The sequence below is a fragment of the Streptomyces sp. NPDC096324 genome, assembly GCF_044763015.1.
Lineage (GTDB): Bacteria > Actinomycetota > Actinomycetes > Streptomycetales > Streptomycetaceae > Streptomyces.
Map to the genome: position 1 here is coordinate 312,342 of NZ_JBIWFK010000004.1, position 11,408 is coordinate 323,749.

Here is an 11,408-nt window from a genome sequence, read left to right on the forward strand (position 1 = left end):
GCCATGCCGTTGAATCGCCGGAAGTTTCTGAAGGAGTCCGCCGTGACCGGTGCGGGGGTGGCGCTCGCGGGTGTGGGCGCGGCTCCGGTGGCGCAGGCCGCGGAGGGGTCGAAGGGGGGCCGGCCGGTGAAGCGGTACGAGCTGACGGTGATGGGGACGACCGATCTCCATGGCCACGTGTTCAACTGGGACTACTTCAAGGACGCGGAGTACTCGGACAAGGCGGGCAACGCCCAGGGTCTGGCGCGGATCTCGACGCTGGTGAACGCGATCCGCGCGGAGAAGGGGCGTTGCAACACGCTGCTGCTGGACGCGGGTGACACGATCCAGGGCACTCCGCTGACGTACTACTACGCGAAGGTGGATCCGATCACCGCCAAGGGTGGTCCGGTGCATCCGATGGCGCAGGCGATGAACGCGATCGGCTATGACGCGGTGGCGCTCGGGAACCACGAGTTCAACTATGGGATCGAGACGCTGCGGAAGTTCGAGTCGCAGTGCCGTTTCCCGTTGCTGGGTGCGAACGCGCTGGACGCGAAGACGCTGAAGCCGGCGTTCCCTCCGTACTTCATGAAGGAGTTCCGTGTTCACGGTGCTCCGCCGGTGAAGGTGGCGGTGCTGGGGCTGACGAATCCCGGTATCGCGATCTGGGACAAGGCTTATGTGCAAGGGAAGTTGACGTTCCCGGGTCTTGAGGAGCAGGCGGCGAAGTGGGTGCCGAAGCTGCGGTCGATGGGTGCGGACGTGGTGGTCGTGTCGGCGCACTCGGGCACGTCGGGTACGTCGTCGTACGGTGATCAGGTGCCGTACGTGGAGAACTCGGCGGCGTTGGTGGCGCAGCAGGTGCCGGGGATCGACGCGATCCTGGTGGGTCACGCGCATCTGGAGATCCCGGAGTTGAAGGTCACGAACACGGCGACGGGCAAGACGGTGGTGCTGTCGGAGCCGCTGGCGTTCGCGGAGCGGCTGTCGGTGTTCGACTTCGGTCTGGTCTTCGAGAAGGGGCGCTGGCGGGTCGAGTCGGTGGCGGCTTCGGTGCGCAACACGAACGCGGTGGCGGACGACCCGAAGATCACGCGGTTGCTGAAGGACGAGCACGATCTGGTGGTGGCGTATGTCAACCAGGTGGTGGGTACGGCGACGGACACGCTGACGACGGTGGAGGCGCGTTACAAGGACGCTCCGATCATCGATCTGATCACGAAGGTCCAGGAGGATGTGGTGCGGGCGGCGCTGGTGGGGACGCAGTACGCGTCGCTGCCGGTGATCGCGCAGGCTTCGCCGTTCTCGCGGACGTCGGAGATCCCGGCCGGGAAGGTGACGATCCGGGATCTGTCGAGTCTGTATGTGTACGACAACACGCTGGTGGCGAAGGTGCTGACGGGTGCGCAGGTCCGTGCGTACCTGGAGTACTCGGCGAACTATTTCGTGCAGACGGCTGTGGGTGCGGTGGTCGACACGGAGAAGCTGACGAACGCGAACAATCGTCCGGACTACAACTACGACTATGTGTCGGGTCTTGGGTACGACATCGACATCGCGCAGGCTGAGGGTTCGCGGATCAAGAACCTGACGTACAAGGGTGCGCCGTTGGACGACGCTCAGCAGTTCGTGTTCGCGGTGAACAACTACCGTGCCAATGGTGGTGGCGCGTTCCCGCATGTCGCGTCGGCGACCGAGGTGTGGTCGGAGTCGACGGAGATCCGGACGCGGATCGCGGAGTGGGTCACGGCGAAGGGTGTGCTGGACCCGAAGGACTTCGCGTCGGTGGACTGGAAGTTGACGCGTGAGGGTGTGCCCGTGTTCTAGGGCGTTCTTGGTTCAGGTCGGCGGCGTCGGCGCGGTTTCTCGCGTCGGCGCCGTTTGTGTTGGGCGGGTGGGTGATGCGCTCGGGGAGTCCCGGCTTGTGCGTGAACCGATCAGTGGGGCTCGTCCGATGAGGGGATGTGGGGCGATCCTCATCGTCCTTCGACGAGGGGGATGAGCGGGACGAGGGGGGTGAGGGTTCGGGGTTCCTGTCGGGCGGCGGGGACGCGGGGGGTGCTGTCGAGACCGAAGGTGGTGAAGGCGGTGCGGCCGGGGAGGGGGTAGGGGTCCTTTCCGGTGAGGGAGTTGAGGATGGTGGCGCTGCGCCAGGCGGCGAGGCCGAGGTCGGGGGTGCCGACGCCGTGGGTGTGGAGTTCGGCGTTCTGGACGTAGACGCGGCCGGTGACGGTGGGGTCGAGGACGAGGCGGAACTGGTCGTCGATGTCGGGGCGTTCGGCGTTGTCGCGGCGGAGGTAGGGGTCGAGTCCGGCGAGGAGGGGTGCGATGGGGCGTTCGCGGTAGCCGGTGGCGAGGACGACGGCGTTGGTGGTGAGGCGGGAGCGGGTGCCTTGCTGGACGTGTTCGAGGTGGAGTTCGATCTTGGTGGTGGCGATGCGTCCCGCGGTGCGGACGGTGACGGCGGGGGTGAGGACGGCGTCGGGCCAGCCGCCGTGGAGGGTGCGGCGGTAGAGCTCGTCGTGGATGGCGGCGATGGTGTCGGCGTCGATGCCTTTGTGGAGTTGCCACTGGGCGGCGAGGAGGCGGTCGCGGACGGGTTCGGTGAGGGCGTGGAAGTAGCGGGTGTAGTCGGGGGTGAAGTGTTCGAGGCCGAGTTTGGAGTACTCCATGGGGGCGAAGGCCTCGGTGCGGGCGAGCCAGTGGATCTTTTCCTTGCCGATGGGGCGGTTGCGGAGGAGGTCGAGGAAGACCTCGGCTCCGGACTGGCCGGCGCCGATGACGGTGATGTGGTCGGCGGTGAGGAACCGGTCGCGGTGCTTGAGGTAGTCGGCGGCGTGGATGACGGGTGCGTCGGGGGCCGCGACGAGTGGTTTGAGGGGTTCGGGGATGTGGGGGGCGGTGCCGACGCCGAGGACGATGTTGCGGGTGTGGGTGCGGCCGAGGGCCTGTGCCTGGCCGTGGGCGTCGAGGCGGGTGAAGTCGACTTCGAAGAGGTCGTGTTCGGGGTTCCAGCGGACGGTGTCGACCTGGTGGGCGAAGCGGAGTCCGGGGAGGTGGTCGGCGACCCAGCGGCAGTAGGCGTCGTATTCGGCGCGTTGGATGTGGAAGCGCTCGGCGAAGTAGAAGGGGAAGAGCCGGTCGCGGTCCTTGAGGTAGTTGAGGAAGGACCAGGGGCTGGTGGGGTGGGCGAGGGTCACCAGGTCGGCGAGGAAGGGGACCTGGAGGGTGGCGCCGTCGATGAGGAGGCCGGGGTGCCAGTCGAAGCCGGGGCGTTGTTCGTAGAAGACGGTGTCGAGTTCGGTGAGGGGGTGGGCGAGGGCGGCGAGGGAGAGGTTGAAGGGGCCGATGCCGATGCCGACGAGGTCGCGGGGTGTTTCGGCGGTGGGGCGCTGGGGCTGGGGTGTCGGTCTCATCGGGGTGTGTGTCCTTCCACCAGTTTCAGGAGCGTGGCCAGGTCGCCGGGCCGGGTGTGGGGGTTGAGGAGGGTGGCTTTGAGCCAGCGGCGGCCGTCGAGGGTGGCGCGGCCGAGGACGGCGCGGCCTTGGTCGAGGAGGGTGCGGCGTACGGCGGCGACGGTGTCGTCGGTGGCGCCTTCGGGCCGGAAGAGGACCGTGCTGATGACGGGGTGGTCGTAGAGCTCGAGGCCGGGGTGGGCGGCGACGAGGTCGGCGAGTTCGTGGGCGTGGGCGCAGACCTGGTCGACGAGGTTCCCGATGCCGTGGCGTCCGAGTGTCTTGAGGGTGACGGCGATCTTGAGGATGTCGGGGCGGCGAGTGGTGCGCAGGGAGCGGCCGAGGAGGTCGGGGTGGCCGGCTTCGGTGTCGTCGTCGGCGTTGAGGTAGTCGGCGCGGTGGCTGAGGGGGGTGAGGTCGGTGGGGTCTCGTACGGCGAGGAGTCCGGCGGCGACGGGCTGCCAGCCGAGTTTGTGGAGGTCGAGGGTGACGGTGTCGGCGCGGGCGAGTCCGTCGAGTTTGCCGCGGTGCCGGTCGCTGAAGAGGAGGCCTCCGCCGTAGGCGGCGTCGATGTGGAGGCGGGCGCCGTGGGTGGCGCAGAGGTCGGCGATGTCGGGCAGCGGGTCGATGAGTCCGGCGTCGGTGGTGCCGGCGGTGGCGGCGACGAGGAGGGGGCCGCGCAGTTCGGTGAGGGCGCTGTCGAGGGCGGCGGGGTCGAGGGTGCCGGCGGGGGCGGGGAGGAGGACGGGTTCGGGGAGGCCGAGGAGCCAGGCGGCGCGCTGGAGGGAGTGGTGGGCGCCTGCTCCGCAGACGAGTTGGATGCCGTGGTGTTTCTCGCGGGCGAGGAGGAGGGCGAGGTGGTTGGATTCGGTGCCGCCGGTGGTGATGAGGGCGTCGCCCTGGACGCGTCGCACCCCCATCGCCTCCACCCGCGTGCCCTGCGCGTCCGTGCCCCGCGCCGCCTGCGTGCCTGAGGAGTCCGAGGCACCCCCGGCGTCCGGGGCAGCCCCGGTGTCCGAGGCAGCCCCGGTGTCCGAGGCGTCAGGGTCGCCGTAGACCAGGTGGGCGAGGGTCCGGGCGAGGACGGCTTCGAGTTCGGAGGCGGCGGGGGCCTGGTCCCAGGAGTCGAGGGACGGGTTGAGGGCGGAGGCCGCGAGGTCGGCGGCGGTGGCGACGGCGAGGGGCGGGCAGTGCAGGTGGGCCGCGCACAGGGGGTCGGCGGGGTCGGCGGCGCCTTCGGCGAGGGCGCGGACGAGGGTGTGCAGGGCGTCGGCGCTGCCGTGCGGGGGCAGGGGGTCGCCGAGGGCTGTGCGCAGGCGCTCGGCGACGCGTTCGGGTCCTCCGGCGGGGAGGGGGCCTCCGCGGGCGGCGGCGCCCTCGGCGAGGGCGTGCAGGACGGTGTCGAGCAACGGCCGCAGTGCGTCGGGGCCTTCGGGGCCTGAGGCGAGGGGCGGCGTGCTCATGGCTGTCCTCCGATGGACGTGCGGCGGGTCCTTCCCGGCGTGAACGTGTTTTGGGCAGGTGCGCCCGCCAAGGAGAACGATTCGGTCCCGGCGGGGGTACTGCCGTACGGAGGATTTGTGTGAGCGGGCCGGACACGCCGGACGCCGGACCGCTGCACGGGGCAGCGGTCCGGCGTCCGGGTTCGCGTGGGTGTGTCCGGTCGGCGGCCGGATCTGGCTGCTAGGCCTGCCTCACCCGCAGCGCGCGGGCGAGGTCGTCGAGTTGGTCGGCGAGCTTGCGGCGCAGGGCCGGGATGGGGTCGGCCTCCCTCAGGCAGCTCTCGCCGAGGGCGAGGGTCTGCGGGGTGACGGCGCTGGCGGGGAAGGCCCAGCGGCCGGCGGCCTCGGCGATGGCGGGGCCGCGTCGTTCGGCGACGGCCACGGCGTCGGGCCAGAACCGCTCGACGTACTCGCGGACGAGGTCGGCCTGTTCGGGCTGCCAGAAGCCCTGGGCGGTGGCGGTGAACAGGTAGTTGGAGAGGTCGTCGGTGGCGAACATCGCGTCCCAGGCGGCGCGCTTGGCCTGGGGGTCGGGCAGTGCGGCGCGGCAGCGGGCGGCGCCCTCCTGGCCGGTGGCGCTGGGGTCCTGGACGAGTTCGGCGTCGATCACGGCGTCGTCGACGGCGCCGAGGACGCTGAGCCGGCCGAGGATGCGCCAGCGCAGCTCGGGGTCGAGTTCGGGGCCGCCGGGGACGGTGCCCTCGGAGAACCAGGCGCTGATGGTGTCGGGGCGGACGGCGACGTCGATGAGGTGGCGTACGGCGGTCAGGCGCAGGCCGGGCTGGGTGCCGTCCTCGGTGCGGCGGATGAGGTCGCGGCACAGGTCGGTGAGGGTGGTGAGGGCGGTGGGCCGCTCCTCGGGGCTCAGGTACCGGCCGGCGACATGGGCGGTGGCGAAGGTCAGGACGCCCTGGACGACGGCGAGGTCGGTCTCGCGCGGCAGCTGGGTGCGGGCGGTCTCGATGTAGGCCATGGCGGGCAGTTCGCCGTCGCGTACGGCGTCGCGCAGGGCGTTCCAGACGACGGCCCGGGTGAGGGGGTCGGGGAGGCCTCCGAGGGCGGCTCGTACGGTCTGGAAGGACTTGGGGTCGAAGCGGACCTTGGCGTAGGTGAGGTCGCCGTCGTTGAGGAGGAGCAGGTCGGGGCGGCGGCCCGGCCTGGCGGTCTTCGAGTCTCCCTGGGGGACGTCGAGTTCGAAGCGCTCGCGCAGGGTGAGGCGGTCGCCCTCGCCGGGGACGGTGTCGTAGGCGCCGACGGCGATGCGGTGGGGGCGGCTGCCGTCGCGGTCGACGGTGAGGTGCCACTGGCCGTCGGCTTCGGTGATGTCGGGCCTGAGGGTGTCGACGCCGGTGGTGCGCAGCCAGGCGTCGGCCCAGGCGTGGACGTCGCGTTCGGTGGCGGAGGCGAGGTTGTCGATGAAGTCGGCGAGGGTGGCGTTGGCGAACTTGTGGCGGGCGAAGTGGGTGTTGATGCCCGCGAGGAAGTCCTTCTCGCCGAGCCAGGCGACGAGTTGGCGCAGTGCGGAGGCGCCCTTGGCGTAGGAGATGCCGTCGAAGTTGAGCATGGCGGACGCGGTGTCGGGGACGGCGTCCGGGTCGGGGGCGACGGGGTGGGTGGAGGGGCGCTGGTCGGCGTCGTAGCCCCAGGACTTGCGGGCGACGCCGAAGTCGACCCAGGTGTCGGTGAAGCGGGTGGCTTCGGTGAGGGTCTGGTAGCCCATGTACTCGGCGAAGGACTCGTTGAGCCAGATGTCGTCCCACCAGCGCAGGGTGACGAGGTCGCCGAACCACATGTGGGCCATCTCGTGGGCGATGACCATGGCGCGGGTCTGCCGCTCGGTGTCGGTGACGGCGGAGCGGTAGACGAAGTCGTCGCGGAAGGTGACGAGTCCGGGGTTCTCCATGGCGCCGGCGTTGAACTCGGGGACGAACGCCTGGTCGTAGGAGTCGAAGGGGTAGGGCTCGTCGAACTTCTCGTGGTAGCGGTCGAAGCAGGCGCGGGTGACGTCGAGGATCTCGTCGGCGTCGGCGTCGAGGTAGGGGGCCAGGGAGCGGCGGCAGTGGAGGCCGAAGGGCAGGCCGGCGTGTTCGGTGCGCACCGAGTGCCAGGGGCCTGCGGCGACGGCGACGAGGTAGGTGGAGATCAGCGGGGTGGGGGCGGCTTGCCAGCGGCCGTCTCCGAGGTGTTCGGTGACGCCGTTGGCGAGGACGGTCCAGCCTTCGGGGGCGGTGATGGAGAGGTCGAAGACGGATTTGAGGTCGGGCTGGTCGAAGGCGGCGAAGACGCGCTGGACGTCTTCCATGAAGAGCTGGGTGTAGAGGTAGGTCTCGCCGTCGGTGGGGTCGGTGAAGCGGTGCATGCCCTCCCCGGTGCGGGAGTAGCGCATGGAGGCGTCGACGCGCAGTTCGTGCTCGCCGGCGGTGAGTCCCTTGAGGGGCAGCCGGTTCTCGTCCAGGGTCGCGGGGTCGAGGGGCCGGCCGTCCAGGGTGACGGAGCGCAGTTCGGCGGGCTTCAGCTCGACGAAGGTGTCCGCGTCGGTGCGGGAGGTGAACCGGATGACGGTCAGGGAGTCGAAGGTCTCGTCCCCTCCTGTCAGATCGAGTTCGATCCCGTAGTGGTGGACGTCGAGGAGCTTGGCACGGGTCTGCGCTTCGTCGCGCGTCAGTACGGACATGAGGCCATGCTGCCCGATGGCACGGTCGGGACACAGGGGTGGTGCGGTATGTACGCTCTGCGCATTTCCGATCGCGGGGCGCGGTCACGGCGCGGCGGGGACGGTCGCCGCGCGGCCTGGCGGCGGTTGAGGCCGGCCGGGTGGCGGTCGCGGCGCGGCCGGGCGGCGCTTGAGGCACGGCCGGGCGGGCACCGGACAACCAGGGAGCGGTCACGGCACCTCCGGGCCCGTGGTCGCAGCGCGGCCGGGTCGCGGTCACGGCGCGGCCGGGTGGCGGTCGCGGCGCAGCACGGCCGGGGGCTCACAGCACGGCAGGGGGCGCGGGAACTGCGCGGCAGGGGGCGCGGTCACGGCGTGGCCGGGGTGGTCACCGGCCGACGGCGGGATGGCGCGCCCCGCCGCTGTCACTCCCCCGTGTCGGAGGTGCCGGTCGCGTCCGTGGTGCCGGCCGGGCTGCCGCCCGCGTCGTCGACGATGCGCTCGTGGTGCCGGATGACCTCGGCGATGATGAAGGTCAGCAGCTTCTCGGCGAAGGCCGGATCGAGCTTGGCGCTCTCGGCGAGGCGGCGCAGCCGGGCGATCTGGTGGGCCTCGCGGGAGGGGTCGGCGGGCGGGAGCTGGTGGGCGGCCTTGAGGTGGCCGACCTGCTGGGTGCACTTGAAGCGTTCGGCGAGCATGTGGACGACGGCGGCGTCGATGTTGTCGATGCTGTCGCGCAGCCGGGCCAGCTCCGCGCTGACGTCGGGGCCGGCTTCCTGGGGCTTGCTGGTGGTCATGACAGCCAACCCTACGTGGCGCGCGGGGGCCCGATCCTGACGGGACGCCGTGCGCGGTCGCCCGCGACCGGGGTCGCGGGCGCCGTGCTCACGGGCCGTACGGGATCAGAGTCCGGCGGCCGCTCTGGCTATGTCGGCGGCGAAGGTCGAGACCTCGCTGTACACGCCGGGGTATCCGGGCTCGGCGCAGCCCTCGCCCCAGCTCACGATGCCGACCTGGATGTAGGCGCCCGTGTCGTCCTTGCGGAACATGGGTCCGCCGGAGTCGCCCTGACACGTGTCGACGCCGCCCTGGGCGACGAAGCCGGCGCAGATCTCGTCGCCGGGGACGAGGTCGCTGCCGTACGCCTGCTTGCAGGTGGCGTCGTCGACGAAGGGGACGGTGGCCTTGAACAGGTAGCGCTGCTGTCCGCCGCCTTCGCGGGTGGCGCCCCAGCCGGCGACGGTGAAGTTGCCGTTGTTGTAGGCGGTGTTGGTGGCGATCTTCAGGGTGGGCAGGCTGATGGGCCGGGCGAGCTTGATGAGGGCCCAGTCCTTGCCCTTGCCGGTGTAGCCGGGGGCCTGGAGCACCTTGGTGGACTTGACCTTGACGGCGCTGCTGCTCTGGAGGTCGACGACGCCGGCGGTGGCGGTGATGGAGGTGTTGGTGCCGGAGCCGTTCACGCAGTGGGCGGCGGTCAGGACGATGCTCTGGGTGTAGAGGGCGCCGCCGCAGCCCATGGAGAGGCGGACCATGAAGGGGAATTCGCCCTGGGCGGCGCGTGTGCCGCCGACGACGGGCGCGGGTGCGGCGTGGGCGGTCAGCGGCTGGAGGGACACGGTGGCGAGTGCGATCGCGCCGACGGTGAGCAGTCTTCTGACGACGCCGTACTTCCTGAGAGACTTCAACGCGCTTCCTTTCGTGGGGGGTTGTCCGCGAGGCGGGCGCACGGGGAAATGCACGGGGAACCCTGCATGGCATGCACCTGCCAAGCTGGTGGGGATTATGAGGACCGTCCGCCGCGCCGGGCAAGAGCCGCATTCCGGCCAGTCGCGGCCTTCCGCCGTGCTCCCCCCGCCCCGCTCCCCCGTCACCGGGCGGAACCGCGCCTACAGTGGAGAGGAGTTCCGGCGTCTTCTGGGGGTGCGGGCGTGGCGAACGGCGGACCCGTCGAGCACGGCTTCCCGCATCTGGACACGGTGCGGGCATCGGTCACCGCGCTCTACAAGCGGCTCTCGTACGACACCGTCCACACCTTCGCGACCAGCGTGGCGCCCGCCGACGTGGCCTTCGCGGACGTCGACGACCTGCATCTGGGCGCCCAGCGCGTCGCCCGTGAGATGGTGCGGCACTACCGGCTGCCCGACGCCCGGATGATCATCGGTTTCCGCGAGATGACCCACGCGGCACATGTCGAACTCGCCGCGGGACCCGAGTACTTCATCGAGCTCAACGACCGCTTCCGCACCCACCGCAGGGACATCGGCGCCGCCCTCGCCCACGAGGTGATGCACGTCTATCTGCACCGCCTGGACCTCTCGTTCCCCGGCACCCGCGACACCGAGATCCTCACCGACACGGCCGCGGCCTACCTCGGCGCGGGCTGGCTGCTCCTCGACGCCTACCGCGAGGACGGCGCCTCCTCGCAGAAGCTCGGCTATCTGACACCCGAGGAGTTCGGCTATGTCCTCGCCAAGCGTGCCCTGGTCTTCGGCGAGGACCCCTCGGTGTGGTTCACGAGCGCGCAGGCCTTCACCGCGTACACCAAGGGCATGGAACTGGCCCTGCGCGACGGGCGGCAGCCCCCGCTGACCGCCGCCGGCTGGGCGGGCCGCCGCCGCTACGCCCGGGACCGCCGGCACGCCCAGGACCGTCACACCCCCGACCCCTCCGGCGTCCCCTACGCCTTCGCGCCCGACGAACGCGGGCCGTTGCGCGTCTCCTTCCCGTGCCCGACCTGCCACCAGCGGATCAGGGTGCCGGTCCGCGGCCGGGTGCGGGCGCGGTGCGGACTGTGCCGGACGGTGCTGGAGTGCGACACCTAGGCGCCGGACGGGCCCGGGTGACCCACCCTGTGGGCCACTCCGCGCGTGCGCCGTTCGCGGCACCGAGGGGCGGGCCGGGTGAGGCAGAACACCCCGAAAGCCTTTGCCTCGTGTGTCCGTGGCGAGCGAGGGTCGAAGGATGAGCACGAACGACCCGACCGCACTTCTCTTCCCCGCCGTGTACGAGGGGGACGACGACGCGGTCGTACGGCTGCTGCGTGCCGGGGTGAGCCCGGAGGCGGTCGACGAGGACGGCCAGAGCGCCCTGTACCTGGCCGCGGTGAGCGACCGGCCGGCCGTCGTACGGCTGCTGCTGACGGCCGGCGCCGAGCCCGACCGGCTCAGCCTGGGTACGGACGCTCCCCTGTGCGGCGCCGCGTGCGGCGGTCACACGGAGGTGGTCCGCGCCCTGCTCGCGGCGGGGGCGTACCCCGACACGGTGGAGGCGTTCGGTTTCACCGCGCTGACCTGGGCCCTGCGAGGGGGGCACACCGCCGTGGCGGAGGCGCTCCTCGCCGCGGGCGCTGACCCCGACCTGCCCGGGCCGGCGGGCGAGCCCCCGCTGGTGACGGCCGCGCACCGGGGTTCGGCCGGCTGTGTACGGGCCCTGCTCGCGCGCGGGGCGGGCGCGCGGGGCGAGGCGCTGGCGGAGGCCCGTCGGCTGCTCGGCGTCGGCGTCGAGGCCGAGCTCCGGGAGGGCCTGGCCCGCACGCACGGCGCCGGCCACCCGGCGGTCACCCACCGGCATTCCTCGCCCGAGGGCGTCACCGTCGAGGTGCAACTCCTGGACGAGCGGGGCAGGCCGTTCGCGGGCGCCGACCTGGAGACCGGCCACACGGAGATCGTCGCCCTGCTGAAGGCGAGCACGACCCGCCCCGGCCACTGAGCCCGACGGCTCCAGGAGCGGTACGGCGGCACGCGCGCCGGTCCCGTGGGGCTCCAGGTCGGGAACCGTGCCGTGCCCTGCCGTACCCGACCCCGGCGGGGCACGCCG

Annotated in this window: 8 protein-coding genes; 3 read left to right on the forward strand and 5 right to left on the reverse strand. The window is 71.6% G+C overall.

Annotation, left to right across the window (positions count from 1 at the left end):
* The first annotated feature begins 3 nt into the window (after nt 1-3).
* Nucleotides 4-1,809: a 5'-nucleotidase C-terminal domain-containing protein gene (locus ACIQ7M_RS12160; protein ID WP_355768151.1), complete on the forward strand. Its 1,806-nt coding sequence runs from the start codon at nt 4-6 to the stop codon at nt 1,807-1,809.
* Nucleotides 1,810-1,958: 149 nt separating this feature from the next.
* Here the strand turns inward: ACIQ7M_RS12160 and ACIQ7M_RS12165 are convergent, their stop codons facing one another.
* From ACIQ7M_RS12165 to ACIQ7M_RS12185, 5 genes are all read right to left on the reverse strand, one after another.
* A complete protein-coding gene (locus ACIQ7M_RS12165; protein WP_386987184.1) occupies nt 1,959-3,398 on the reverse strand; it encodes a lysine N(6)-hydroxylase/L-ornithine N(5)-oxygenase family protein in 1,440 nt (479 codons plus the stop codon).
* Nucleotides 3,395-4,900, reverse strand: coding sequence for a pyridoxal phosphate-dependent decarboxylase family protein (locus ACIQ7M_RS12170; RefSeq protein ID WP_403642796.1), 1,506 nt, complete (start codon nt 4,898-4,900; stop codon nt 3,395-3,397). Before ACIQ7M_RS12170 ends, ACIQ7M_RS12165 begins: the two co-directional genes overlap by 4 nt.
* A gap of 220 nt (nt 4,901-5,120) precedes the next feature.
* The gene (pepN, locus tag ACIQ7M_RS12175; protein WP_403642799.1) at nt 5,121-7,613 is read right to left on the reverse strand and encodes an aminopeptidase N; all 2,493 of its coding nucleotides are present in this window, start codon (nt 7,611-7,613) and stop codon (nt 5,121-5,123) included.
* A gap of 404 nt (nt 7,614-8,017) precedes the next feature.
* A complete protein-coding gene (locus ACIQ7M_RS12180) occupies nt 8,018-8,389 on the reverse strand; it encodes a chorismate mutase (RefSeq protein WP_403642802.1) in 372 nt (123 codons plus the stop codon).
* Nucleotides 8,390-8,494: 105 nt separating this feature from the next.
* A complete protein-coding gene (locus ACIQ7M_RS12185) occupies nt 8,495-9,277 on the reverse strand; it encodes a S1 family peptidase (RefSeq protein WP_403642805.1) in 783 nt (260 codons plus the stop codon).
* 243 nt (nt 9,278-9,520) lie between these two features.
* On the opposite strand from ACIQ7M_RS12185, the gene ACIQ7M_RS12190 reads away from it, so the two are divergent.
* Complete coding sequence (locus ACIQ7M_RS12190; protein WP_403642806.1) at nt 9,521-10,414, forward strand: hypothetical protein; 894 nt, start codon at nt 9,521-9,523, stop codon at nt 10,412-10,414.
* A 139-nt stretch (nt 10,415-10,553) separates the two neighbouring features.
* A complete protein-coding gene (locus ACIQ7M_RS12195) occupies nt 10,554-11,300 on the forward strand; it encodes an ankyrin repeat domain-containing protein (RefSeq protein ID WP_389847473.1) in 747 nt (248 codons plus the stop codon).
* The last annotated feature ends 108 nt before the right edge of the window (nt 11,301-11,408 follow it).

Coding starts and splice junctions, on each gene's coding strand:
- ACIQ7M_RS12160 (WP_355768151.1), top strand. CDS start 4: ATGCCGTTGAATCGCCGGAAGTTTCTGAAGGAGTCCGCCGTGACCGGT.
- ACIQ7M_RS12165 (WP_386987184.1), bottom strand. CDS start 3,398: ATGAGACCGACACCCCAGCCCCAGCGCCCCACCGCCGAAACACCCCGC.
- ACIQ7M_RS12170 (WP_403642796.1), bottom strand. CDS start 4,900: ATGAGCACGCCGCCCCTCGCCTCAGGCCCCGAAGGCCCCGACGCACTG.
- pepN (WP_403642799.1), bottom strand. CDS start 7,613: ATGTCCGTACTGACGCGCGACGAAGCGCAGACCCGTGCCAAGCTCCTC.
- ACIQ7M_RS12180 (WP_403642802.1), bottom strand. CDS start 8,389: ATGACCACCAGCAAGCCCCAGGAAGCCGGCCCCGACGTCAGCGCGGAG.
- ACIQ7M_RS12195 (WP_389847473.1), top strand. CDS start 10,554: ATGAGCACGAACGACCCGACCGCACTTCTCTTCCCCGCCGTGTACGAG.